The organism is Pseudomonas sp. GW531-T4 (genome assembly GCF_017349615.1).
Lineage (GTDB): Bacteria > Pseudomonadota > Gammaproteobacteria > Pseudomonadales > Pseudomonadaceae > Aquipseudomonas > Aquipseudomonas chlororaphis_I.
The window spans coordinates 48,771-73,401 of record NZ_JACMZT010000034.1; the positions used below are offsets into that span (position 1 = coordinate 48,771).

The window sequence follows — 24,631 nt, forward strand, 5'->3', positions numbered from 1 at the left end:
GGCACCGGGCGGGAGGTGCGCAGACTTTCAGAAAGTCTAGGCCGATTCCGGTCATTGCAACGGGCTTGGCGCTCTGCCGTCAGCGAGGTAGCGAAGCAGCGCTGCTCGCTACTACACTCGGTGATCTTTGATGCAGGGAGGTTCTGACATGCGGCGCGTGGTGTTCAATCAGAAAGGGGGAGTCGGCAAGTCGAGCATTGCCTGCAATCTGGCGGCTGTGAGCGCCAGCGAAGGGTATCGCACGCTGCTGGTGGACCTGGATGCCCAGGCCAACTCCACTCAATACCTCACCGGCCTGACCGGCGACGACATTCCCATGGGGATCGCCGACTTCTTCAAGCAGACCCTGTCTTCCGGACCGTTCTCGAAGAAGAACCAGGTCGATATCTACGAAACGCCGTTCGACAACCTGCATGTGGTGACGGCCACCGCCGAGCTGGCGGATCTGCAGCCCAAGCTTGAGGCGAAGCACAAGATCAACAAGCTGCGCAAACTGCTGGACGAATTGGCCGAGGACTACGACCGGATCTACCTCGACACCCCGCCGGCCCTGAACTTCTACGCGGTTTCGGCGCTGATTGCCGCTGATCGCGTATTGATTCCCTTCGACTGCGACAGCTTTTCCCGCCAGGCGCTGTACGGCCTGCTGGCTGAAATCGAAGAGCTCAAGGACGACCACAACGAGGACTTGCAGGTCGAAGGCATCGTGGTCAACCAGTTCCAGGCCCGCGCCAGCCTGCCCCAGCAGATGCTCGATGAGCTGATCGCCGAAGGCCTGCCGGTCTTGCCGGTGTACCTGGCCAGTTCGGTGCGCATGCGCGAATCCCACCAGGCCAGCCTGCCGCTGATCCACCTTGACCCCCGGCACAAGCTGACCCAGCAATTCGTCGACCTGCACAACCTGCTGGAAAGCGCCTGACGCTCTTCTGTAGGAGCGAGGCTTGCCCGCGATAACGGTCTGACAACCGACGACGATGTTGAATGTCAGGCACTCATCGCGGGCAAGCCTCGCTCCTACGGTTCAAGGTGCTTTTGAAATAGCGGTCAGAGGCCCTGGCTGCGCAACCAGCTCATCAACTGCGGTAACGGGAAGGCGCCACTCTGACGTGCCACTTCCCGTCCGTTCTTGAACAGAATCAGGCTCGGAATCGAGCGAATTCCCAACTGCGCCGACAATTGCTGGTTGGCCTCGCTGTCGAGCTTGGCCAGCCGGCATTTGCCCGCCAATTGCGCCGCCGCCTGCTCGAATACCGGCGCGAAGGATTTGCACGGCCCGCACCAATCCGCCCAGACATCCACCAGCAACGGCAGGTCGCCCTTGATCTGGCTGGCGTAGTCGCCTTGTTTCAGTTCGAAAGGCTGGCTCAGCAACACCTGGCCTTTGCAGCGCCCGCATTTGGGCTGGTCGCCCAGGCGCTCGGCGGGGATGCGGTTCAAACCGTTGCAATGGGGGCAGGGGATCAGCAATGGATCGGACATGAGGGGGGCTCCGGGATAAGTGGGCGATGGGCGTTATCTGGAGTCTGGCGCAAGGTTTATCAAGCGAGGGGCGGGTCTGTTGCATTCCTTCATACATCTTTGAGATGCGTGGCGGCTGGTGAATCTAGGCTGAAACGGAGCCATGGGTTTATGCCGTTGGTCTGTTCAAGCGCATAGCAACTTGCTATGGCGCGCTTCCGACACTACCGTCTATAGCAATATGCGATAGGGACATTGCATGCATATCATCACCGCCAAACGAATCTGGGAGGCCAAGAGCCGCTGGCCACAATCGGCCAATGCGCTGGAGACCTGGTACAGAAAAGTCAAAAGCCTCAATCCGGCCGATTTTGTAGCCATCAAGGCAGTATTTCCGGCCACCGACAAAGTGGGGGCGTTTCACGTCTTCGATATTGGCGGCAACAAGTTACGAATCATCACCGTGGTGCGTTATGAGGTGCGACGTCTCTATATCAGGCACGTGCTGGACCATCACGAATACGACAAGGGCAGGTGGAAGGAGGAGACCGGATGAACGTTCTGGTGAAGCAGGCGGCGGATCATTGGCATTTCGTGGCCCCTGTGTTGCGTAAACCCAATACTGAAGCCGATTACGATGCATTGGTCGCGGCGCTGGATGAACTGCTGGATCTCATGGGAGAGGACGAGAACCATCCAGTGACTTCGCTGGTGGACATCATCGGCGATTGGATCGAAGCCTACGACGAAGAGCATCGACCGATGCCGATAGCCAGTGGCGTTGACGTCTTGCGCTCCCTGATGCGCGAACACGGCCTGACCCAGAGTGATCTGCCAGGCGTGGGTGCGCAGTCGGTGGTTTCGGAAGTACTGAGCGGCAAGCGCCAGCTCAACCTGCGACAGATCCGCTGGCTGGCCGAGCGCTTCGGTGTTTCGGCCGAGGTATTTATCTGAGGCTCAGGACGAGCAACTGATTTCCAGGTGCTTGCCCCATTCGGGCGGTCGTTCGGCGTAGCTGTCCATGCCGGCCTGTTGTTCGAACGGCTTGCTCAGCACCGCATGCAGGCGGCGCACCTCGGAGTAATCCCCTTGCTCGGCGGCATCGATGGCCTTCTGCGCCAGGTAATTGCGCAGGATGTACAGCGGGTTGACCGCATGCATGCGCGCGCGGCGCTGTTCTTGAGTGTCGTCTTGTTCGCGGGCGACCCGGGCCTTGTACAGATCAGCCCAGGCATCGAAGCCCTGGCGGTCGACGAAGTCGTCGCGCAGCCGGGCCACGGCCAGTTCAGCTGATTCATCCCCCAGGCGGCGGAAGAACAGGCTGTAGTCCACGCTGCTGCCCTGCATCAGTTGCAGCAGGCGCTCCACCAGCTTCTGATCCTCTTCTTCGGCGCTGGTCAGGCCGAGGCGGCGGCGCATCAGGTCCAGGTAATGGGTCTGGAACAACGGCAGGAACAGGCCGAGGGTTTCCCGCAGGGCCTCGACGCTGATGAAGGGCGTCAGGGCCTGGGCCAGGGCACTGAGGTTCCACTGGCCGATCGGCACCTGGTTGCTGAACGAGTAGCGCCCCTGGTCGTCGGAATGGTTGCAGATGAAATGCGCATCGAAGTCGTCGAGGAAGGCGAACGGCCCGAAGTCGAAGGTCACGCCGAGGATCGACATGTTGTCGGTGTTCATCACCCCGTGGCAGAAACCGTAGGCCTGCCATTTGGCGATCAGTTCGGCATTGCGCTCGACTACTTCGCGGAACATCGCCAGGTAGGGTTCCGGCTGTTCCAGGCACTCGGGAAAGTGCATGGCCAGCACGTGCTCGCCCAGCTGTTTCTGCTGCTCGGGGCGTTTTGTGTAATAGAAGTATTCGAAGTGGCCGAAGCGGACATGGCTGGGCGACATGCGCAGCAACATTGCTGCGCGCTCCTGTTTCTCGCGCCAGACCGGGGTGTCGGAGCCGATCACGCACAGCGCCCGGGTGGTCGGAATACCCAGGGCGTGCAGCGCTTCGGAGGCGAGGAATTCACGGATCGACGAACGCAGTACGGCGCGGCCATCGCCCATGCGCGAGTAGGGGGTCTGGCCGGCACCCTTGAGGTGCAGGTCCCAGTGTTCGCCGGCGGCGTTGTACACCTCGCCCAGCAGCAAGCCGCGACCATCGCCTAGCTGGGGGTTGTAGGAGCCGAACTGATGCCCGGAATAGACCATCGCCCGAGGCTCGGCTTCGGCCCATAGCTTGTGCCCGCCGAACAGCTCGGCGAACACCGGGCTTTCGGCGGCCTCGGGGTCCAGGTCCAGCAGCGCCATGGCCGCCGGGCTGGCCACCACCAGGCGTGGATGGTCGATCGGTTCGGGCAGCACATGGGTTGAGAACGCGTCGCCCAGGCGGGCGAAGCGATTGTCGAAGCTCAGTTCGTCGAGGGCTTTCAACGGCCATCTCCAGCAGAATGTCCGAGCATTCTGCTAGGGATAGCGCCCTTAGTCGAGCCTGCTGGAGGGCGGTTCCTGCTGCGGTTTGCCGTCGGGCAGCGGGACGATGGTCTTGGTCTCCGGCTCGATGGGCACCATCTTGTATTCCTGGCCATGGAGGTTCTTCAGGTAGACCTCCATCTGGCGGAACGAGATGTTGATGTGCTGCTTCTTGAACTCGCGGTTGATGAAGCGGTTGACCTCGTCGAGCACCGGGTTGCGGTCCCCCAGCTCGCGCACGTGCATGCGCAGTTCGTGGTCCAGGGTGCTTTCGCCGAAGTTGAGGAAGTACACATGCGGCTCGGGTTCTTTCAGTACCCGCGGGTTATCGCGGGCCGCCTTGAGCAGCAGCTCCTTGACCAGGTCCAGGTCCGAGCCGTAGTCGACGCCGAGCTTGAGGGTCACCCGGGTGACGGTGTCGGTCAGCGACCAGTTGATCAGTTGCCCGGTGATGAAGGTCTGGTTCGGGACGATGATGTCCTTGCGATCGAAGTCGGTGATGGTGGTGGCGCGGATGCGGATCTTGCTCACCGTGCCCGACAGGTTGCCGATGGTGATGGTGTCGCCGATGCGCACCGGCCGCTCGAACAGGATGATGATGCCGGAGATGAAGTTGGCGAAGATCGCCTGCATGCCGAAACCCAGGCCCACCGACAGCGCAGCCACCAGCCATTGCAACTTGTCCCAGCTGACGCCGAGGGTCGACAGGGTCGAGACGAAGCCGACGCCGGCAATCACATAGGACAGCAGCGTGGTGGTCGCGTAGGCGCTGCCCTGGGCCAGGTTCAGCCTGGACAGTACCAGCACCTCCAGCAGCCCAGGCAGGTTGCGCGCCAGGGCGAAGGTGATGCCGACGATGATCAGCGCGCCGAGCATGTCGCCGATGCTGATGGGCACCATGCTCATGTTGGCGCCGGTACCGCTGGTGTATTCGTAGAGGGTGATGTTGTCCAGGTAGGAGAACACGCTGATCAGGTCCGACCAGACCCAGTACAGCCCGGCGATGAAACCACCGAGCAGGGCCAGGCGGATCAGGCGCAGGGACTGTTCGTTGACCTTCTCGATGTCCAGGGTCGGCTCTTCGACCACCGCTTCGCCGTCGCCGGCTTCCTTGGCGGCCTGGCGTTTGGCCAGGGCCCGCTGGTAGGCCAGGCGCCGGGCGGCGACGCCCAGCCCGCGGACGAAAGTGGCTTCGATCACCAGCCAGAACATCAGCAGGTACAAGGTATTGATCAGGCGGTCGCTGAGCTTCAGCGCGGTGTAGTAGTAGCCGAAGCATACGGCGATGAACAAAGCGATCGGCAGCGCGGTGAACAGCACCGCCACCGCCTTGCGGAACAGCGAGGCGTTCTGGTGCGTCGGGCTGCTCAGCAGCAGGCGGCTGAGCAGCCAGGCCATCAGGGCGTAGCAGGTCAGGACCACGGCGATGCCGAGCACGTCATCGGCCAGCGCCGCCGGTTGATGTTCGGCCACGGCGACCACCGCCACCAGCGCCATGACCACCAGCCCGAGGCGACGGACCCAGCTCTGGAGGAATTCGACCTGGGGCTTTTCCCAGCGAAAGTGCAGTTCCGCCACGCCGCCGGGGGCGAGGATCCGGTAGGCGGTATAGAACACCAGCCAGGCCTGGGCCATCTGCAGCAGCGCCGCGCCGAGGTTGGCGTTCTGCCCGCGGGCGTCGATCTGCAAGGCCAGGCCGCACAGCGCCAGGCCGAGGGCGACCGGCATCGCCAGCAGGATGTTGACCAGGATCGCCTGCGGCGTGTGCCATTGGCTGTCGCGCTTGAAGTGACCGATGTCCTTGTGAACCTTGTTCAGGCGCAGGTACAGGTTCTTGCGCCGCCACAGCAGGGCCGCGATCAGCAACAGCAATGGCAGGAACAGCAGCGGCCGTTGCGCCAGGCCGTCGGCCAGCTCGCTCAGGCTGGACGACCAGGGCAGGGTGGTGACCTGTTTTGCCAGGCGCAGCGGTATGGTCTGCAGCCATTCGCTGTCCAGCGGCTTGTTGCTGGGAATCCAGAACATCTGTTCGTCGAGGGTTGCGCGCAGGCTTTGCGAGGTGCTCAGCAGTTGCTTCTGGTTGAGCTGCAGGGTGATGGATTCGTTGAGTAGCGCGCTCAGCTCGCGGCTCAGGCGTTCCAGCAGGTCGGCGCGGGTGATGGCCAGGTCCAGCAGGGTTTTGCGCAGCTGCGGGGTGACTTGTTCGGATGGCTGGGTAGCCAGCAGGTTGTCGACGTAACTGCTGGGGCTGCTGATCAGCTCGCGTTGCTGGTTGACCTCGAACTGGTACAGGCGGATGTCGGCGATCTGGTCGGCCAGGTCGCGGTCGAGCCGCAGGTGCGGCAGCGCCTGCTTCTGTTTATAGAGGATCTTTGACAGCAGCAGGCTGCCCTTGAGCACGCTGATCTGCTCGTCCAGCGCGGCATCGCTCTGGGTCACGCTGTCGAGCTGCTGCTTGGTCTGCAGGTTCTGCTGGGTCAACTCGTTGAGGCGGTCGGTGCTTTTGAGCAGGTAGTCGGAGAGCTTCAGGTTGGCCGCGCTTTCGGTGGCCAGGAGGCTGCTGCTGCCGGCCTTTTGCGCTTCGATCGATTGCTGGGTGACGGTTTCCTGGGACTGGGCCAGGCGCTTCTGGTTGATCAGGGTCTGCAGGTCCTGGATTTCCTGCTCCAGGCGCGCGGTCTTCTCCATCAGCAGGTCGTGCTGGCTGTTGCCCAGGTCCTGCAACTGGCTGTTGCCGGCCAGTTCCTGGCGGCGCAGCGGGATCAGCGCGTTGATCGCCGCCAGTTCGGCATTGAGCTGATTGCGCTGGTCGGCATTGATCGGCTTGCCGGCGTCCTTGCCGTTCTTGAGGATCGTATTGATCTGCTGGGTGCGGGTCTGGCTGCTGCTGATCTCGGCCTGGGCGCGCTCGGGGCGGGTCTGCGCGGTAATCGCCAGGCTGTTGGCCTCGGCCAGGGCTTTCTGCATGTCACCCTGCTGGGTGGTGCGCTCGGTCAGCAACTGTTCGAGCTGCGATACCGGCAGGTTGGCGTAACGTTGGGCCACCGGCACCACCTTGGTGGCTTTCAGGCGGGTCAGCTCACGCTGGTTTTCGCTGGTCTGGCGCGGGGCATTGCTTAGCTGCTGCTTGAGATCGTTCAGGCGCTGCTCGTAATCCTGCTTGTTCGACAGCTGGGTCAGCGTCTGTTGCAGCACCGCTTGCAGGGCCTTTTGATCGGCTTCCGGCAATTTGCGCTCGGCGATTTTATCCAGGCTCTGCTGGACGAACTCGGCACTGGGCGGCTCGGCCGCTTGCAATGGGCCGACAGAAAGGCTCAGGCCCAGCAGGGCAATGGCGAAAAGGGTACGCAGGATTGGCATAAAGACCGGTCAAGCTGGATGAGAAGTTAGGCAGTTTAGAGGAAGAGTCCGGGGCCCGGGCGACTTCCTTCGGGGAATCTGACGCCCACTTTGCTGATCTTGTTCCCGTCCATCACGGCAACGGTCCAGATGGTGTTGTTCCATTCCACCTGGTCGCCGACCACCGGAGCGCCCCCCACTTTCTGGGTGATGAAGCGGCTCAGCGGCATGTCCGGATCGAGCCCTTCGAGTTTCAGCCCGTACAGCGCCGAAACCGCGCCCAGCTGGGCGTCGCCTTCGAGAACGAAGTCGCCGAAGAAGCGCAGATCGAGGCCCCGTTGCGGTGCCTGGCTGAAGAGTTTTCCGAGGGCTGGCAGGTTGTGTTCATGGCCGATGACACAGAGCAGATCGTCGGCTTCCAGCACCGTACTACCCGACGGATGGAGCAGTTGCTGGTGGCGAAACAGGGCGGCGATACGGGTGCCTTCGGGCATTTTCAGCTCGCGCAACGCTGCGCCGATGCACCATTTTTCCGCGCCGAGGCGGTAGACGAACAGCTCCCATTCGCTGGTGACATGCACTTCCAGGGCGGCCCGGGAGATCGGCGCCGGTTCCGGTGGCACCGTGACCTTCAGCAACTTGGCGACCCACGGCAGGCTGGTGCCTTGCACCAGCAGGGACACCAGCACGATAAAGAAGGCCAGGTTGAAGTACAGCTGGGCTTCGGGCAGCCCGGCCATCAACGGGAACACCGCGAGAATGATCGGCACCGCGCCGCGCAGGCCGACCCAGGAAATAAAGGCTTTCTCGCGGCCATGGAAGGCCTTGAACGGCAACAGGCCGACCATCACCGACAGCGGGCGGGCGAACAGGATCATCCACAGCGCCAGGCCCAGCGCCGGCAGGGCGATGGGCAGCAGGTCGTGGGGCGTGACCAGCAGGCCGAGCACCAGGAACATGCCGATCTGCGACAGCCAGGCCATGCCGTCGAGCATATGCAGGATGCCGTGGCGGCTGCGCACCGGGCGGTTGCCGATCACCAGGCCGCACAGGTACACCGCGAGGAAGCCGCTGCCATGCAGGGCGTTGGTCAGGGCGAAGACCACCAGGCCGCCGGCGATCACCAGGATCGGGTACAGGCCGGTGGCCAGGTTGATCCGGTTCACCAGTTGCAGCATCAGCCAGCCGCCGCCCAGGCCGATCAGGCCGCCGATGCCGAATTCGCGCAGCAGATGCCCCAGCAGGCTCCAGTGCAGGCCGGTCTGGCCGCTGGCGAGCATGTCGATCAGGGTCACGGTGAGGAACACCGCCATCGGGTCGTTACTGCCCGACTCGATCTCCAGGCTGGCGGTGACCCGCTCGTTCAGGCCCTTGCCGCCCAGCAGCGAGAACACCGCCGCGGCGTCGGTGGAGCCGACGATGGCACCGATCAGCAGGCCCTGGATCAGGTTCAGGTCGAACAGCCAGGCGGCCGCCATGCCGGTCAGGCCGGTGGTGATCATCACGCCGACGGTGGCCAGCGATAACGCCGGCCACAAGGCCACGCGGAAGCTCGAGACCCGGGTGCGTAGGCCGCCGTCGAGGAGAATCACTGCGAGTGCGAGGTTGCCTACCAGGTAGGCGGTCGGGTAGTTGTTGAAAATGATGCCGCCGCCGTCGACGCCAGCGGCCATGCCCACGGCCAGGATGATCACCAGGATCGGGATACCGAGGCGGGAGGAAAGGGAACTCACCAGAATGCTCGCACCTACCAGCAACGCGCCGATCAAGAACAGGCTGTTGATGGTCGTCGCATTCAAAGGCAGTACTCCAGAAGCAGAAAGGCGGGCACAAACTGACCATGCAGTCTGCGTGCCAGCGATTCTAACCTGTTGAAATACGATGCTGTCAAAAAGCTTTTGCGCCTGTTTACAGGCGGCAAAAAATCGCCGCCTGGCGCCGACCACTGACGGACTTCATGGCAGTCCGTAGTGGCTGGCGCAGGCGGCGATCGCGGCTGTTGGCGACTGGGTGCGGGGCCCTACAACGTGAACCGCGCCACCATGTTGTTCAGGTCCACGGCCAGGCGCGACAGTTCGTGGCTGGCGTCGCTGGTCTGGTTGGCGCCGGTGGCCGATTGCACCGACAGGTCGCGGATGTTCACCAGGTTGCGGTCCACTTCGCGGGCCACCAGGGCCTGCTCCTCGGCGGCGCTGGCGATGACCAGGTTGCGCTCGTTGATCTCGTTGACCGCGGTGTTGATGGTGTCCAGTGCACCGCCGGCGCCACGGGCGATGCTCAGGGTCGAGTCGGCGCGCTCGGTGCTGGTGCGCATCGACTCGACGGCGTGCTCGGTGCCGCTCTGGATGCTGCCGATCATGCGTTCGATTTCACTGGTCGATTGTTGGGTGCGATAAGCCAGGGCGCGTACTTCATCGGCGACTACGGCGAAACCGCGTCCGGCATCGCCAGCCCGGGCGGCTTCTATCGCGGCGTTCAAGGCCAGCAGGTTGGTCTGGTCGGCCAGGCCGCGGATCACGTCCAGCACCTTGCCGATGTCGCGCGACTCCTCGGCCAGTTCGCTGATCCTGTTGGCCGAGCTCTGCACTTCGCTGCTCATGAGCTCTATGGCGCTGACGGTTTCGCGCACCAGGTTGCGGCCTTCGCTGGCCGACTGGGTGGCGTCGTTCGAAGCCTCGGCGGTGCTCACGGCGTTGCGTGCGACTTCCTCGACGGCGCAGGTCATCTCGTTCACGGCGGTGGCCGCCTGTTCGATTTCGTTGTTCTGCTGGGTCAGGCCGCGGGCGCTTTCGTCGGTGACGCTGTTCAGCTCTTCGGCGGCCGAGGCCAGCTGGCCGGCGGAGCCGGAAATATGCAGCAGGGTCTGGCGCAGTTTTTCCTGCATGGTCGCCATGGCCTGCAACAGACGCCCGGGTTCGTCGCGGCCGTTGACCTGGATGCTCTGGGTGAGGTCGCCTCCGGCGATGTGTTCCGCGGCATGCAAGGCGTCGGCGATGGGCTGGGTAATGCTGCGGGTCAGCAACCAGGCAAACACCACGGTCAGGGTGGTAGACAGGACCAGCAGGGCCACCACCAGGTTGAATGCCGAGGCGTATTCCTCGGCGGCCTGCTCGTTGGCGGCCTTGGAGCGCTGGCTGTTGATCTGTACCAGCAGGTTCAGGACCTTGTTGATCTGCTGCGAGTTCTTCATCAGCTCGTTGTTCAGCACCTCTTGCAGTTCACTCAACTGGTTGTTGCGCGACAGCTCTTTGATGCGCTCTTCGAGCTTGCGGTATTCGGCCAGCAGCTTGAGGTAGTGGTCGTAGGCTTCGCTCTCTTCCGGGCTGCTGACCAGCTTTTCATAGGTGGTGCGGATCTTTTCGATCTGCTGGTTGCCGAGTTCGAGCGACTCGCGGGTCTTGGCCTGCACCTCGGGACCGCGGTTGATCACCAGGCGATAGGACAGCACCTGCAGGCGCAGCATCTGCTGGGTGAACTCGTCGATGCTCTGGATGCTGGGCATGTTGTCGGTGGAGATGGTGACGGTCGCCGCGCGAATATTGCTCATCTGGTTCAGGGCGAAAATACCCAGGAACAACATCAGGCAGCCGATGAATGCAAAGCCGAGAAATGCCCTCGGTGCGATGTTCATGTTGCGAAGAGACATGGGGATTTACCTCAAGAGTGCGCAATCCATGCCGCGGTGGTTGATAGGGCTCCCCAGACCTATCGCGCGGAAAAATGGATTCTTGAAGCTGGAGCGAGAGTTTCAGAAAGATCTGATGGGCGACGAAGTGTCAGGAACCAGATGGGTGAATGACAGTCTTTAAAGTTCGCAGGCAAGGTCACCCGCCAGGCAGATCAAGGCGTTGCGCCGGGATAACCCTGGCATCCAGGGTGACTTTTCTTTATCGTACGCGCCCTTTGAAAAATGCTCGGAAAATCAAAATGTTGGAAGCATCCCTAAGCCAATTGGAACAGCTTGTCAGTGACCTGGTGCAACAGAACCAGGAACTGTCGGGCACGAACGAAACCCTCAAGGCAGAACTGGCCCAGGCCAAGGATGAGAACGAAAGCCTGCAACTGAGCCTGATGGAACAGGAAGAGAAGCAAGGCGCCACCGCGGCCCGTATCCAGGCCCTGGTCGAACGCGTCAGCGCCGGTCCTGTCAGCGCATGAGGCAGGGTGCCGACGGGGTAAAAGTCGTCTCGATTCTCGGTGAGGACTACTCGATCAAGGCGCCGGCCGGGGAAGAGCAGACCCTGCTGGATGCCGCGTTGATGTTGAAGGCCACCCTGGCCGAGACCAAGAAGAAATACCCGACGCTGATCGGTGACCGCTTGCTGGTGCTGGCGGCGATGAACCTGTGTTCCCAGCAGCTCGAGATGCAAAAGCGCCATCAGCAGGAACTTGACCGTTACCAAGAGCAAGTCAGCGCCACGGTCGAAGTGATCTCCAAGACCATCAGCCAGAACTGATGGGTTTACCCACAACCTGCAACGCCGTTGCGGTTGTGTCGGACTGATTGTTTTCGCGAGCAGCCGGGCGGCGCTCGATTGCTCGCGATGCTTTTAGCGCTTCAGAACCACTCGTCCTGCATGCCCAGGCAGGTATCGTCCCGCGCTTCCAGCAAGGCCAGTTCGTGATGACAGGCCGGCACTTCCCAGGTCAGGAAGTAGCGCGCCGCCTGCAGCTTGCCCTTATAGAACCCCACATCCGCCGTGTTGCCCCTGGCTAGGCCTTCCTGTGCGCGAATCGCCTGCTCCAGCCAGCGCCAACCGATCACCGTATGACCGAAGGCTTTCAGGTACAGCGCCGAGTTGGCCAGGCTGCTGTTGACCTTGCCCTGAGCCAGGTCGGTGAGCAGGCCGATGGTCACGCCTTGCAGGCGCGCCACCAGTTTTTCCAGCGGTTGGCGCAGCACCGTCAGGGCTTCGTGGGCCTGGGCTCGCTCGCTGGTGTCGGCGATCAGGCGGATCAGTTGTTTCAGTCCCGCGCCGCCGTTCTGCGCCAGCTTGCGCCCCAGCAGGTCCAGGGACTGGATGCCGTGGGTGCCTTCGTGGATCGGGTTCAGGCGGTTGTCGCGGTAGTACTGTTCCACCGGGTATTCACGGGTATAGCCGTGGCCGCCGAGGATCTGGATCGCCAGTTCGTTGGCCTTCAGGCAGAACTCCGAGGGCCAGGATTTGACGATGGGCGTCAGCAGGTCCAGCAGTTCGTGGGCCTGTTTGCGCTGGTCTTCGTCGGGCAGGGTGGTGGTGTCGTCGAACAGCCGCGCGGCGTACAGGCCTAGGTCGAAAGCGCCTTCGACATAGGACTTCTGGGTCAGCAGCATGCGCTTGACGTCGGCGTGCTGGACGATCGACACCGGCGCGGTAGTCGGGTCCTTGCTGTCCGGCAGGCGGCCTTGCGGGCGTTCGCGGGCGTATTCCAGGGAATACAGGTAGCCGGCGTAGCCAAGCATCACCGCGCCCATGCCGACGCCGATCCGCGCCTCGTTCATCATCTGGAACATGTAGCTCAGGCCGTGGTGCGGCTTGCCCACCAGATAGCCCACACACTCCCCGTTATCACCGAAGTTCAGTGCCGTGGAGGTGGTGCCGCGCCAGCCCATCTTGTGGAACAGGCCGGCCAGCAGCACGTCGTTGCGCGGGCCCAGGCTGCCGTCGTCGTTGACCAGGAACTTGGGCACGATGAACAGCGAGATGCCTTTCACCCCGGCCGGTGCGTCCGGCAGCTTGGCCAGCACCATGTGCACGATGTTCTCCGACAGCGGGTGATCGCCGCCGGAGATGAAGATCTTGTTGCCCTTGAGCCGGTAGGTGCCGTCCGCCGCCGGTTCGGCGCGGGTGCGGATATCCGACAGCGACGAGCCGGCATGGGGCTCGGTCAGGGCCATGGTGCCGAAGAAGCGCCCGTCGATCATCGGCTGCAGGAAGCGCCGTTTCTGCTCCTCGGTGCCGAAGCTTTCGATCAGGTTGGCCGCGCCCATGGTCAGGAACGGGTAGGAGGTGGAAGCCGCGTTGGCCGCCTGGAAGTGAGCGAAGCAGGCCTGGGACAACAGCGTCGGCAACTGCATGCCACCGGCCTCGAAGCTGCGCGCGGCGTTGAGGAAGCCGGCTTCGAGAAAGGCGTCGACCGCGGGTTTCACTTCCGGAATCAGGATCGCCTTGCCGTCTTCATAACGTGGCTCGTTTTCATCGCCTTTGCGGTTGTGTGGGGCGAAGAACTTCTCGGCGATGCTGCGCGCGGTGCCGAGGGCGGCGTCGAAGGTTTCCCGGTTGTGCTCGGCGAATCGCTCGCGCTGGGTCAGGCCCTCGGCATCGAGGACTTCATACAGCTCGAAAGCCAGATTGCGGGAACTGAGCAGCGTCTCGGACATGGCGGCCTACCTGTGATTGGACTCAGCCGAGTCTAGGCGGGTGAATAAACTCTGGATAGCAAGATTGATGAAGGTGATAAAGGTGCCAAACACAGGGGATGGGGGCGGCAGGCGTAGCCGCTGTCGAGCGCCAGCGAGGCTGCGATCGCCTGCGCAGCAGGCGCCAAGCCAGACGACCCCATCCATCAGGCATACCGCGTCGCCTGGTTTTACGGGGCTGCGCCCCGATCGCAGCCTCGCCAGGGCTCGACAGCGGCTACGGGGGATTTGCGGAGGGCATGAAAAAGGGCGCCGGTGAGGGCGCCCTTTTCATGTTGCTGACTGATGGCTTCAGCCGATGGTCATCAGGCTGGCGTTGCCGCCGGCCGCCGCGGTGTTGACGCTCAAGGCGCGTTCGATCACCAGGCGTTCCAGGGCAATCGAGGTTTCGCCTTGCGACAGGCCATGAACCCCGACGATGGCGCCGGCACGCTTGGCCACTTGCTGGCAGACCGCGCGCAGCTGGTCGGAGTGGCCGTGATGCAGGACCGCATCGAACACCACTTCGTCCTTGGTCCAGTCGGCCACGCGCTGGATGCGCGCTTGCACGTCCTTCGGCAGGCGGGCGTAGAGCGCCTTGCCCGGCTCGCCTTCCGGCCAGACCGCCGAACCGCCTACGGCCAGGACGGCCGCCAGTTGGCTCAGCAGGTCGCCTTCGACTTCCGCCAGGCACAGCACGTGTTCGCGCGGCAGGATGGCGTAGCTGTTGCGTTCGCCGGTCGGGCCGGCCAGGACGCGGGTGATACCGCTCTGCGACTGCGCCGCGAACTGCACGCACAGGGCGCTGAGATCCGCCAGCTTGTTGCTGTCGGCCCAGGCTTGCAGGGCGCTCAGCGGCTTGCTCATGGCATCGCGCAGGCGCACGTCCGGGGCGTTCAGGGCGTCGCTACGGGCGAACGACTGCTCGATGGCGTCGGTCGGGCGGGTCGACAGCAGGCGGTACAGGTACAGCGGGCCACCGGCTTTCGGGCCGGTGCCCGACAGGCCTTCGCCGCCGAATGGCTGCACGCCAACCACGGCACCGACGATGTTGCGGTTGACGTAGACGTTACCGGCGTTGACGTTGTCGATCACCTTGGCGATGGTCTCGTCGATGCGGGTGTGCACGCCCAGGGTCAGGCCGTAGCCGGAGGCGTTGATCTGCGCGATCAACTGGTCGATGTCCTTGCGCTTGTAGCGCACCACGTGCAGCACCGGACCGAAGATCTCGCGTTGCAACTCGTCGAAGCTTTCCAGCTCGATCAACGTCGGCATCACGAAGGTGCCGCGCTTGATTTCTTCGCCATCGGCGATCGCCACCTGATACACGTTGCGGCCTTTGTCGCGCATGGCCTGGATGTGTTTCTCGATGCCGGCCTTGGCTTCGGCGTCGATCACCGGGCCGATGTCCACGGACAGGCGCTCAGGGTTGCCCAGGCGACTTTCGGCCATGGCGCCCTTGAGCATTTCGATCACGCGGTCGGCGGAGTCTTCCTGCAGGCACAGTACGCGCAGGGCCGAGCAACGCTGGCCGGCGCTGTCGAAGGCCGAGGAGACGACGTCGATCACCACTTGTTCGGTCAGGGCCGAGGAGTCGACGATCATCGCGTTCTGGCCGCCGGTTTCGGCGATCAGCGGGATTGGTCGGCCCTGGGCGTCCAGGCGGCCGGCGACGTTGCGTTGCAGCAGGCGCGCGACTTCGGTGGAACCGGTGAACATCACGCCTTTGACCCGATCGTCGCCCACCAGGCGGGCACCGACGGTTTCGCCGCGGCCCGGCAGCAGTTGCAGCACGCCTTGCGGAATGCCGGCTTCGAGCATCAGGCGCACGGCCTGTGCGGCGACCAGCGGCGTCTGTTCGGCCGGCTTGGCCAGTACCGGGTTACCGGCGGCCAGGGCAGCGGCGACCTGGCCGCTGAAGATCGCCAGCGGGAAGTTCCACGGGCTGATGCAGACCACCGGACCCAGCGGGCGGTGCGCGTCGTTGCTGAAATCGTTGCGTGCCTGCACCGCGTAGTAGCGCAGGAAGTCCACGGCTTCGCGCACTTCGGCGATGGCGTTGGCGAAGGTCTTGCCGGCTTCGCGGGCCAGCAGGCCCATCAGCGGCTGGATCTCGCCTTCCATCAGGTCGGCGGCGCGTTCGAGGATCGCCGCGCGCTCGGCCGGCGGCGTGGCCTGCCAGATCGGTGCGGCGTTCAGCGCGCACTGGATGGCGTTGTCGACGTCTTCGACTGTGGCCTCCTGGACATGGCCGACCACGTCACGGTGATCGGACGGATTCAAGACCTGCGCCGGGGTTTCGCTGCTGGAGGCGCAACCGAGCATCGGCGCGGCTTTCCAGTGGTTGTGGGCGGTGGCCAGCAGGGCGCAGGACAGCGACGCCAGGCGGTGTTCGTTGGCCATGTCGATGCCGGCGGAGTTGGCGCGCTCGCTGCCGTACAGGTCACGCGGCAATGGAATGCGCGGATGCGGCAGGCCGAAGCCGCCTTCCAGGGTCGCCATCTGCTCGATCTGGCTGACCGGGTCGGCCACCAGTTCCTGGATGGAGATGGATTGGTCGGCGATGCGGTTGACGAACGAGGTGTTGGCGCCGTTTTCCAGCAGGCGGCGCACCAGGTAGGCCAGCAGGGTTTCGTGGGTGCCGACCGGTGCGTACACGCGGCACGGACGGTTCAGCTTGCCATCGGCGACCTTGCCTACCACCTGTTCGTACAGCGGTTCGCCCATGCCGTGCAGGCACTGGAACTCGTACTGGCCCGGGTAGTAGTTCTGACCGGCGATGTGGTAGATGGCCGACAGGGTGTGGGCGTTGTGGGTGGCGAACTGCGGGTAGATGACTTCCGGTACCGACAGCAGCTTGCGGGCGCAGGCGATATAGGAAACGTCGGTGTACACCTTGCGGGTGTAGACCGGATAGCCTTCCAGGCCTTCGACCTGGGCGCGCTTGATCTCGCTGTCCCAGTAGGCGCCTTTCACCAGGCGGATCATCAGGCGGTGACGGCTGCGGCGCGCCAGGTCGATCACGTAGTCGATCACGTACGGGCAGCGCTTCTGGTAGGCCTGGATCACGAAGCCGATGCCGTTCCAACCGGTCAGCTGTGGCTCGAAGCACAGGCGCTCGAGCAGATCCAGCGACAGCTCCAGGCGGTCGGCTTCTTCGGCGTCGATGTTCAGGCCGATGTCGTATTGCTTGGCCAGCAGGGTCAGCGACAGCAGGCGCGGGTACAGCTCGTCCATCACGCGCTCGTACTGGGCGCGGCTGTAGCGCGGGTGCAGGGCCGAGAGCTTGATCGAGATGCCCGGGCCTTCATAGATGCCGCGACCGTGGGAGGCCTTGCCGATCGAGTGGATGGCCTGCTCGTAGGACGCCAGGTATTTCTGCGCGTCGTGCTCGGTCAGTGCCGCTTCGCCGAGCATGTCGTAGGAGTAGCGGAAGCCCTTGGCTTCGAACTTGCTGGCGTTGGCCAGGGCTTCGGCGATGGTTTCGCCGGTGACGAACTGCTCGCCCATCAGGCGCATGGCCATGTCGACGCCCTTGCGGATCATCGGCTCGCCGCTCTTGCCGATGATGCGGCTCAGGGATGAGGTCAGGCCGGCTTCGTTGTGGGTGGCGACCAGCTTGCCGGTCAGCAGCAGGCCCCAGGTGGCGGCGTTGACGAACAGCGACGGGCTGTTGCCCAGGTGCGGCTGCCAGTTGCCGGTGCTGATCTTGTCGCGGATCAGCGCGTCACGGGTGCCTTTGTCCGGGATGCGCAGCAGGGCTTCGGCCAGGCACATCAGGGCCACGCCTTCCTGGGACGACAGGGAGAACTCCTGCAGCAGGCCCTGGACGATACCGGCACGGCCGCCGGCGCTCTTCTGGTTGCGCAGTTTCTCGGCGATGGTCGCGGCCAGCTTGTTGGTGGCTTCGGCCATGCTGGCCGGCAGGCGCGCCTGCTCCAGCAGCATCGGTACCACTTCCGGTTCCGGGCGGCGATAAGCAGCGGTGATCGAGGCGCGCAGCACCGATTGCGGCAGGATGCTTTCGGCGAATTCGAGGAAGCACTGGTGGGCGTGGTCGGTCTGTACTTCGCCGGCGTCATCGCCATCGGTGCGGGTCGAACCGCTCAGCTCGGTCAGGGTTGCACCACCCTCGAGTTTTTCCAGGTAATTGAAAATTGCCTGCTTGATCAGCCAGTGCGGCGTGCGATCGATCGAGGTCGCGGCGGCCTTCAGGCGTTCGCGGGTCGGGTCGTCGAGTTTGACCCCAAGGGTGGTGGTAGCCATATTTTTATCCTCATGTTTACCACGGTTGCGTGGCATCAGCTGGCGGCAAGATTAGCCGCGCGCCGAAAGAGGTGCAACCGGGTGCAACCTGTTTTTTATCGGAATGATCGACAGCTCATCAGGAATTGATTTCCGGTCCCGGGGCGGCGCTTCTGCTTGGTGCTTTTAATTCTGTCGCGCCTGGTTTTTGCTCCAAAAAGGAGCAAAAACGCGGCGTTCGCCGGAAAAATCGCTTAGGTGCAACTTATTCTCGCGAAACAGGTTGCACCTTCTTTGAGTTGTTGAATAGCATTCGCGCCCAAGGTGCAACCGGTCCTCGCGACTGGTTCATCGGCTGATGGCTTTCCTGGGGAAACATCAGTCATAAATGCGCGGAGTACCCAGCCGTCTCTCCAACGTAGTCGTTTGAGAGCGGTGGTGCTGACCGCCGCTACATAAAAACAAAGCCAGGGCGTAACTCAATGAGTGCAAGCAATCCAACCTTGATCACGTTCGTGATCTACATCGCAGCTATGGTGCTGATCGGCTTCATGGCCTATCGCTCGACCAACAACCTTTCTGACTACATCCTCGGTGGCCGCAGCCTGGGTAGCGTGGTGACCGCGCTTTCCGCCGGCGCTTCCGACATGAGCGGCTGGTTGTTGATGGGCCTGCCGGGCGCCATCTACATGTCCGGCCTGTCCGAGAGCTGGATCGCCATCGGCCTGATCGTCGGTGCCTACCTGAACTGGCTGTTCGTCGCCGGTCGTCTGCGAGTACAAACCGAACACAACGGCGATGCATTGACGCTGCCGGACTACTTCTCCAGCCGCTTCGAGGACAAGAGCGGGCTGCTGCGGATCATCTCCGCGATCGTGATCCTGGTGTTCTTCACCATTTACTGCGCTTCCGGCATCGTCGCCGGTGCCCGTCTGTTCGAAAGCACCTTCGGCATGCCCTACGAGACCGCGCTGTGGGCCGGTGCCGCGGCGACCATCGCCTACACCTTCGTCGGTGGTTTCCTGGCAGTGAGCTGGACCGACACCGTGCAAGCCACCCTGATGATCTTCGCCCTGCTGCTGACACCGATCATCGTGCTGCTGGCCACCGGTGGCGTCGACACCACCTTCCTGGCGATCGAAGCCCAGGACCCAAGCAACTTCGACATGCTGAAAAACACCACCTTCATCGGCATCATCTCGCTGATGGGCTGGGGCCTGGGCTACTTCGGCCAGCCGCACATCCTGGCACGCTTCATGGCCGCGGACTCGGTCAAGTCGATCGCCAACGCCCGTCGCATCTCCATGACCTGGATGATCCTGTGCCTGGGCGGCACCGTGGCCGTGGGCTTCTTCGGTATCGCCTACTTCTCGGCGCACCCGGAAGTGGCCGGTCCCGTGACCGAGAACCACGAGCGGGTGTTCATCGAATTGGCGAAGATCCTCTTCAACCCTTGGCTGGCCGGTGTGCTGCTGTCGGCCATCCTGGCGGCGGTGATGAGTACTTTGAGCTGCCAACTGCTGGTGTGCTCCAGTGCCCTGACCGAAGACTTCTACAAGGCCTTCCTGCGTAAACATGCTTCCCAGCTGGAGCTGGTGTGGGTCGGTCGTGCCATGGTGCTGCTGGTTGCCCTGGTCGCCATCGCCATGGCCGCCAACCCGGAAAACCGCGTACTGGGCCTGGTCAGCTACGCCTGGGCCGGTTTCGGCGCGGCCTTCGGCCCTGTGGTGCTGATCTCGGTACTGTGGAAAGGCATGACCCGCGACGGCGCGCTGGCCGGCATCATCGTCGGTGCCGTGACCGTGATCCTGTGGAAGCACTTCAACCTGCTGGGCCTGTACGAAATCATCCCGGGCTTCATCTTCGCCAGCCTGGCCATCCTGCTGGTGAGCAAGATGAGCGCGCCGAGCGTCGGCATGGTCCAGCGTTTCGAGGCGGCCGAGAAAGACTACAAGCTCAACCACTGATCGGGAGCCGCTGAGGCGGCGCCCTTGCAGTGACTCGAAAAGCCCGCATTCCCTGGGATGCGGGCTTTTTCATGGGTGCGTTTTGCACCAGGGAGCTTCCCGACACGACCTGACGCCGGCCGTGGCACAGGGTAAACTTCGCCCCCTGCGCAGGAGCAACCATGAACTATCGTCACGCCTTCCACGCCGGCAACCACGCCGACGTCTTCAAACACCTGACCCTGACCCGCCTCATCGCCCTGATGTCGCGCAAGGAGCAGCCGTTCGCCTATCTGGACAGCCATGCCGGCATCGGCCTGTACGACCTCCAGGGCGATCAGGCCAACCGCACCGGCGAGTACCTGGAAGGTATCGCGCGCCTGTGGGGCGAGCAGGACCTGCCAGCGCTGACCGCCGACTACATGGCGGTGCTGCACAAGATGAACCCCGATGGCGAGCTGCGTTATTACCCGGGCTCGCCCGAGCTGGCGCGGCGCCTGACCCGCCCCCAGGACCGCGTGTTGCTCAACGAGAAGCACCCGGAAGACGGGCTGCTGCTCAAGGACAACATGAAGGGCGATCGCCGGGTGGCAGTCCACCTGGGCGAGGGCTGGCATGTGGCGCGGGCATTGTTGCCGGTGGCCGAGAAGCGCGCGGTGATGTTGATCGACCCGCCGTTCGAACAGCTCGACGAAATGCAGCGTTGCGCCGCGTCGCTGAAAGAAGCCATCGGCCGGATGCGCCAGACCGTGGCGGCCATCTGGTACCCGGTCAAGGATCAGCGGGCGCTACGCCGCTTCTACCAGGACCTGGCCGGTACCGGCGCGCCGAAGCTTTTGCGTGTGGAATTGCTGGTGCATCCGCTGGACACCCCCAACAGCCTGAATGGCTCGGGCCTGGCGATTGCCAACCCGCCGTGGGGGCTGGAAGAGGAGCTGCGCGAGCTGCTGCCGTGGCTGGCGCAGAAACTGGGCCAGACCCAGGGCGGCTGGCAGATGGATTGGCTGATCGCCGAATAATGTGAGGTTGTAGCCGCTGCCGAGGTACGAGGCTGCGATGGGCAGCGAAGCGGCCCCCGAGGGCGCTCCTGCGGACCGCATCGCAGACTCGTGCCTCGTCAGCGGCTACGGGTCAGATCGGGCAGGTCACGCCTGTGCCGCCGATCCCGCAGTAGCCTTCCGGATTCTTCGCCAGGTACTGCTGGTGGTAGGCCTCGGCGTAGTAGAAGGTCGGGGCTTCTTCGATTTCCGTGGTGATGGCGCCCAGCCCGGCCTTGGTCAGCTCGGCCTGGAACACTTTTTCGCTGGCCTTGGCCTGCTCCAGCTGGGTCGGGTTGGTGGCATAGATCACCGAGCGGTACTGGGTGCCGATGTCGTTGCCCTGGCGCATGCCCTGGGTCGGGTTGTGCAGTTCCCAGAACATTGCCAGCAGTTCCTGGTAGCTGACTTTCTCCGGCTCGTAGACCACCAGCACCACTTCGCTGTGGCCGGTCAGGCCCGAGCAGACTTCTTCGTAGGTCGGGTTCGGGGTAAAGCCGCCGGCGTAGCCCACCGACGTGCTGAACACGCCCTCGCGCTGCCAGAACTTGCGTTCCGCACCCCAGAAGCAACCCAGGCCGAAGATGGCGAATTCCACGTTGCCCGGGAATGGGCCCAGCAGCGGGTTGCCGTTGACGAAGTGTTCGGCTGGCACGGTCATCGGGGTTTCGCGGCCAGGCAGAGCTTGTTCTTTGGTAGGTAGCACGTTTTTGTTCACCAGAATTTCCGAGCGCAGAACCATGATCAGTCCTCTCAGTCAGGGTGGGATTGAGTAATTAACCAGACTTGCAGTTTGCCCGAGTGTTACAGCGCTGTCAGGCGATTGGGCCGCGCGGATAACGTTTGAGCTTGTCGATCAGCTCCGAGCCGGGGATCGGCCGGTCGAACAGGTAGCCCTGGCCGACATCGCAGCGGTGGCGACGCAGGAAGGACAGCTGCTCCGCGGTTTCGATGCCCTCGGCCACCACCTGGATTTTCAGGTTGTGGGCCATGGCGATCACCGCCGAGGTAATTTCCATGTCGTCCTGGTTGGCGGGGATTTCATGGATGAAGCTGCGATCGATCTTGATGATGTCGATCGGGAATTTTTTCAAGTAGCTCAGCGACGAATAGCCGGTGCCGAAATCGTCCATGGCCAGGGTCAGGCCGAGCTTTTTCAACTGGTCGAGTTGCTGGTGGGTGTCTTCGGTGGCTTCCAGCAGCAGGCCCTCCGTCAGCTCGAGCTCCAGCAGCGAGGCGGGCAGCTGTTCTTCCTTGAGGATGCTGGCGATGGAAGCCACCAGGTCCGGGTCGGAAAACTGCTTGGGCGACAGGTTGATCGCCACCTGCAGATTGCCCAGGCCGGCGGCGGTGAGCTGCTTGCTCATGCGACAGGCCTGGCGCGCGATCCATTTGCCGATCGGGATGATCAGGCCGGTCTCTTCGGCGACGCTGATGAACTGGTCCGGGCGGATCATGCCCTTTTCCGGATGGTTCCAGCGCAGCAGCGCTTCCAGGCCCAGCAGGCGTCCGCTGCGCAGGCACAGCTTGGGCTGGTAGAACACGTCCAGTTCGTTCTGGGTCAGGGCGCGGCGCAGGTTGTTTTCCACGAACAGCTTGTAGCTGGCTTCGGCATTCAGCGCCTCGGTAAACACCTGCACCTGATGCTTGCCGTTGGCCTTGGCCTTGTGCAGCGCCAGGCCGGCGTTGCGCATCAGGGTCTGCGGGTCGCGGCCGTGCAGCGGCGCGCAGGCCAGGCCCACGGAGCCGGTGACGCTGATGAGTTGGTTGTCGACGAACATCGGCTTGTCGAGGGTCATCAGCAGCTGGCTGGCGATCTGTTGGCCGGCTTCCAGGTCGGTGTCGTCCAGCAGTACGGCGAACTCGTTACTGGCGAAGCGCGCCAGGCTGCCGCTGGGGCTCAGGCTGTTGCGCAGGCGCCGGGCCAGGCTGATCAGCAGCTTGTCGCCCGTCTGGTGGCCGAGGCTGTCGTTGATCCGCTTGAAGTTGTCGATGTCCACCAGCAGCAGGCTGATGGGGCTGTCGCTGTCGCGGGCGAAGCGTTCGTCGAGATTGCGGATGAAGGCCGGACGGTTGCCCAGGTTGGTCAGGTTGTCGGTGTAGGCCAGGCGTTCGATGCGCTGCTGGGCGAGCTTGGTCTGGGTGATGTCTTCGTAGATGCCGATGTAGTGGGTCAGTTCGCGGTTGTCGCCATAGACCTTGGAGATCGACAGCTGGCCCCAGTACGGCTCCAGGTTCTTGCGCCGGCTCTTGAATTCGCCCTGCCAGCTGTTGCTCTTGGCCAGGCTGGAGGGCGCGTCGAACAGCAGTTCGCTGAGGTTCTCCAGCGCCGGCAGTTCCGCCAGCCGATGGCCGTGGACTTCCTCGGTGCTGTACTGGGTGATCGCGGTGAAGCTCGGGTTGACGTACTCCACCACGCCGTCGCAGTTGACCAGCAGAAAGGCATTGGCGCTTTGCTCGACCGCGCGCTGGAACAGGTGCAGGGCGCTGGTAGCGGTACGGCGGTTATGGTTGTTGATGACCTGGGCGAACTGGTCGGCCAGCTCGCCGGCAAAGGCGATTTCATCGGATTGCCAGGCGCGGGTGTTGCCCACTTGTTCCAGGCACAGCACGCCGACCACCTGACCGTCGATGCGGATGCTGGCGTCGAGCATGGCGTTGATATTGCGCGGGCGCAGGCTTTCGGCCATTTCCCGGGTGCGCGGATCGCGCATGGCATTGTGCGCATCGATGGCCCGGCTGGTGTGCAGGGCTTCGAGGTAGTCGGGGAAATCGCTGGCGTCGATCGCCTCCGGCAGGATGTATTGCTGCAGGTCGCGGTGATAGGCGCAGATCGGTACCAGCAACTGGCCTTCCAGGTTCCAGATGCTGGCACAGTCGATTTCGTAGATGTCGCAGGCGCTGCGGGTAATCAGCTCGGCGGCTTCCAGCAGGGGGTTGTTGGTGCTGTAGCGCTGGCGGGCCAGGAGCAGGATCAGGTCCTGCTGGGCGCGCACCCGTTCGAGGTGCTGGAGTTGTTCCTGCTGGGCCCGCTGGTTGAGTTCCAGGGCGATTTGCAGGCGGCTGTTCTGGGTTTCCAGGTCGGGCGCGGGGAGCGGCTGATCGTCGTTGAGCAGGCCGTCGACCACCAGGAAATAACCCCGCAGCAGGTGTCGATTGTGCTGTTTGTAGGCTTCGCCGAGTTCCAGCAGGCTCAGTGAGCCCTTGGCGGTGTGCAGGGTGTAGCGAATCAGGTAATGCGGGCTGTGGGTCAGTTGCTGCTGGATTGCGTCGTGCAACTGATAGCGGGCTTCCGGTTCCATCAGGCTGGCATAGGGCGAGCCGACCAGGGCACAGAGCTCGACGGCGGGCAGGCCGAATTGGCGTTCACAGTTCGGGTCGAGAAACAGCAGGGCCCAGCTCGCTTCATTCAGCCGTTCGAAACGCAGCATGCCGAGCCGCGAGGGCACGGGCAACTGCGTCACTACCTCGGCCACCATACGGCTGGCGGCATCGGGTTGGCTTTTCATGGGGAAACTCGCTTGGTAAATGCTGATCGCGCCGGGCTCGCGCCCTCTTTACTGTTGCCTGCGGCAAGGTTGCATCATGCGGCACTGACTGACAAGTGAGATGAAGGCTAAGTGCTATAAGAATCTATCGGCAGCGCGGAAGATTTCTGAAAGCTAATATTTTCTGGTGTTTTACCGGGCTTTGGTCGCTGGTTGCAGCGATTTTTCGGCAAAAAAAGCCCCGCCAAATTGGCGGGGTTGAGGTACGAGCGTGGCGCT

Annotated in this window: 16 protein-coding genes and 1 pseudogene; 7 read left to right on the forward strand and 10 right to left on the reverse strand. The window is 63.2% G+C overall.

Annotated features, from left to right (window positions below; genetic code table 11):
• The first annotated feature begins 148 nt into the window (after positions 1-148).
• Entirely contained in the window at positions 149-919 is a 771-nt protein-coding gene (locus J4D28_RS23030) for a ParA family protein (RefSeq protein ID WP_007926828.1), read from the forward strand.
• Positions 920-1,044: 125 nt separating this feature from the next.
• Here J4D28_RS23030 and trxC read toward each other — a convergent pair whose 3' ends face one another.
• Entirely contained in the window at positions 1,045-1,479 is a 435-nt protein-coding gene (gene trxC, locus J4D28_RS23035) for a thioredoxin TrxC (protein WP_016704469.1), read from the reverse strand.
• A 238-nt stretch (positions 1,480-1,717) separates the two neighbouring features.
• On the opposite strand from trxC, the gene J4D28_RS23040 reads away from it, so the two are divergent.
• On the forward strand, positions 1,718-2,014 hold the full coding sequence (locus J4D28_RS23040) for a type II toxin-antitoxin system HigB family toxin (RefSeq protein WP_103330902.1): 297 nt from the start codon (positions 1,718-1,720) through the stop codon (positions 2,012-2,014).
• On the forward strand, positions 2,011-2,412 hold the full coding sequence (locus J4D28_RS23045) for a type II toxin-antitoxin system HigA family antitoxin (RefSeq protein WP_009046631.1): 402 nt from the start codon (positions 2,011-2,013) through the stop codon (positions 2,410-2,412). The genes J4D28_RS23040 and J4D28_RS23045 overlap by 4 nt, the downstream gene beginning before the upstream one ends.
• Positions 2,413-2,415: 3 nt before the next feature.
• On the opposite strand, the gene selO is transcribed toward J4D28_RS23045, so the two are convergent.
• The 5 genes and pseudogenes from selO to J4D28_RS30755 form a co-directional block, all read right to left on the reverse strand.
• Positions 2,416-3,879, reverse strand: coding sequence for a protein adenylyltransferase SelO (selO, locus tag J4D28_RS23050; protein WP_103330901.1), 1,464 nt, complete (start codon positions 3,877-3,879; stop codon positions 2,416-2,418).
• A 48-nt stretch (positions 3,880-3,927) separates the two neighbouring features.
• Positions 3,928-7,278, reverse strand: a complete 3,351-nt coding sequence (gene mscK / locus J4D28_RS23055; RefSeq protein ID WP_103330900.1) for a mechanosensitive channel MscK — start codon at positions 7,276-7,278, stop codon at positions 3,928-3,930.
• A 35-nt stretch (positions 7,279-7,313) separates the two neighbouring features.
• Positions 7,314-9,056 carry a potassium/proton antiporter gene (locus J4D28_RS23060; RefSeq protein ID WP_038630427.1) on the reverse strand — a complete coding sequence of 581 codons (1,743 nt, stop codon included), beginning with the start codon at positions 9,054-9,056 and terminating at the stop codon, positions 7,314-7,316.
• A 221-nt stretch (positions 9,057-9,277) separates the two neighbouring features.
• Positions 9,278-10,150: a methyl-accepting chemotaxis protein gene (locus tag J4D28_RS30750; RefSeq protein WP_371925787.1), complete on the reverse strand. Its 873-nt coding sequence runs from the start codon at positions 10,148-10,150 to the stop codon at positions 9,278-9,280.
• Positions 10,133-10,903 (reverse strand): annotated as a pseudogene (locus tag J4D28_RS30755) (MCP four helix bundle domain-containing protein); the annotation flags it as partial. The gene J4D28_RS30750 and the pseudogene J4D28_RS30755, both read right to left, overlap by 18 nt.
• A 281-nt stretch (positions 10,904-11,184) precedes the next feature.
• On the opposite strand from J4D28_RS30755, the gene J4D28_RS23070 reads away from it, so the two are divergent.
• Positions 11,185-11,415 (forward strand): hypothetical protein, encoded by a 231-nt coding sequence (locus tag J4D28_RS23070; RefSeq protein ID WP_007926810.1) that lies wholly within the window; start codon positions 11,185-11,187, stop codon positions 11,413-11,415.
• Positions 11,412-11,714 carry a cell division protein ZapA gene (locus J4D28_RS23075; RefSeq protein ID WP_009041856.1) on the forward strand — a complete coding sequence of 101 codons (303 nt, stop codon included), beginning with the start codon at positions 11,412-11,414 and terminating at the stop codon, positions 11,712-11,714. Before J4D28_RS23070 ends, J4D28_RS23075 begins: the two co-directional genes overlap by 4 nt.
• A 101-nt stretch (positions 11,715-11,815) precedes the next feature.
• On the opposite strand, the gene J4D28_RS23080 is transcribed toward J4D28_RS23075, so the two are convergent.
• Together J4D28_RS23080 and putA are read right to left on the reverse strand one after the other, a co-directional pair.
• On the reverse strand, positions 11,816-13,618 hold the full coding sequence (locus J4D28_RS23080; RefSeq protein WP_103330899.1) for an acyl-CoA dehydrogenase: 1,803 nt from the start codon (positions 13,616-13,618) through the stop codon (positions 11,816-11,818).
• A gap of 330 nt (positions 13,619-13,948) precedes the next feature.
• On the reverse strand, positions 13,949-17,902 hold the full coding sequence (gene putA / locus J4D28_RS23085; protein ID WP_103330898.1) for a trifunctional transcriptional regulator/proline dehydrogenase/L-glutamate gamma-semialdehyde dehydrogenase: 3,954 nt from the start codon (positions 17,900-17,902) through the stop codon (positions 13,949-13,951).
• Positions 17,903-18,363: 461 nt separating this feature from the next.
• Here putA and putP point away from each other — a divergent pair, with 461 nt between their 5' ends.
• Both putP and J4D28_RS23095 read left to right on the forward strand, forming a co-directional pair.
• Positions 18,364-19,848 carry a sodium/proline symporter PutP gene (putP, locus tag J4D28_RS23090; RefSeq protein WP_009046639.1) on the forward strand — a complete coding sequence of 495 codons (1,485 nt, stop codon included), beginning with the start codon at positions 18,364-18,366 and terminating at the stop codon, positions 19,846-19,848.
• 161 nt (positions 19,849-20,009) lie between these two features.
• Positions 20,010-20,846 (forward strand): 23S rRNA (adenine(2030)-N(6))-methyltransferase RlmJ, encoded by an 837-nt coding sequence (locus J4D28_RS23095; protein ID WP_053268078.1) that lies wholly within the window; start codon positions 20,010-20,012, stop codon positions 20,844-20,846.
• 112 nt (positions 20,847-20,958) lie between these two features.
• Here J4D28_RS23095 and msrA read toward each other — a convergent pair whose 3' ends face one another.
• Together msrA and J4D28_RS23105 are read right to left on the reverse strand one after the other, a co-directional pair.
• The gene (gene msrA, locus J4D28_RS23100; protein ID WP_007926804.1) at positions 20,959-21,606 is read right to left on the reverse strand and encodes a peptide-methionine (S)-S-oxide reductase MsrA; all 648 of its coding nucleotides are present in this window, start codon (positions 21,604-21,606) and stop codon (positions 20,959-20,961) included.
• Positions 21,607-21,679: 73 nt separating this feature from the next.
• On the reverse strand, positions 21,680-24,373 hold the full coding sequence (locus tag J4D28_RS23105; RefSeq protein WP_016704477.1) for a bifunctional diguanylate cyclase/phosphodiesterase: 2,694 nt from the start codon (positions 24,371-24,373) through the stop codon (positions 21,680-21,682).
• Positions 24,374-24,631: the final 258 nt, after the last annotated feature.

What these genes read in the sequence shown, in the direction of transcription:
- J4D28_RS23030 (WP_007926828.1), top strand. Translation starts at nt 149, where the DNA reads ATGCGGCGCGTGGTGTTCAATCAGAAAGGGGGAGTCGGCAAGTCGAGC.
- trxC (WP_016704469.1), bottom strand. Translation starts at nt 1,479, where the DNA reads ATGTCCGATCCATTGCTGATCCCCTGCCCCCATTGCAACGGTTTGAAC.
- J4D28_RS23040 (WP_103330902.1), top strand. Translation starts at nt 1,718, where the DNA reads ATGCATATCATCACCGCCAAACGAATCTGGGAGGCCAAGAGCCGCTGG.
- J4D28_RS23045 (WP_009046631.1), top strand. Translation starts at nt 2,011, where the DNA reads ATGAACGTTCTGGTGAAGCAGGCGGCGGATCATTGGCATTTCGTGGCC.
- mscK (WP_103330900.1), bottom strand. Translation starts at nt 7,278, where the DNA reads ATGCCAATCCTGCGTACCCTTTTCGCCATTGCCCTGCTGGGCCTGAGC.
- J4D28_RS30750 (WP_371925787.1), bottom strand. Translation starts at nt 10,150, where the DNA reads ATGGCGACCATGCAGGAAAAACTGCGCCAGACCCTGCTGCATATTTCC.
- J4D28_RS23070 (WP_007926810.1), top strand. Translation starts at nt 11,185, where the DNA reads ATGTTGGAAGCATCCCTAAGCCAATTGGAACAGCTTGTCAGTGACCTG.
- J4D28_RS23075 (WP_009041856.1), top strand. Translation starts at nt 11,412, where the DNA reads ATGAGGCAGGGTGCCGACGGGGTAAAAGTCGTCTCGATTCTCGGTGAG.
- J4D28_RS23080 (WP_103330899.1), bottom strand. Translation starts at nt 13,618, where the DNA reads ATGTCCGAGACGCTGCTCAGTTCCCGCAATCTGGCTTTCGAGCTGTAT.
- putA (WP_103330898.1), bottom strand. Translation starts at nt 17,902, where the DNA reads ATGGCTACCACCACCCTTGGGGTCAAACTCGACGACCCGACCCGCGAA.
- putP (WP_009046639.1), top strand. Translation starts at nt 18,364, where the DNA reads ATGAGTGCAAGCAATCCAACCTTGATCACGTTCGTGATCTACATCGCA.
- J4D28_RS23095 (WP_053268078.1), top strand. Translation starts at nt 20,010, where the DNA reads ATGAACTATCGTCACGCCTTCCACGCCGGCAACCACGCCGACGTCTTC.
- msrA (WP_007926804.1), bottom strand. Translation starts at nt 21,606, where the DNA reads ATGGTTCTGCGCTCGGAAATTCTGGTGAACAAAAACGTGCTACCTACC.
- J4D28_RS23105 (WP_016704477.1), bottom strand. Translation starts at nt 24,373, where the DNA reads ATGAAAAGCCAACCCGATGCCGCCAGCCGTATGGTGGCCGAGGTAGTG.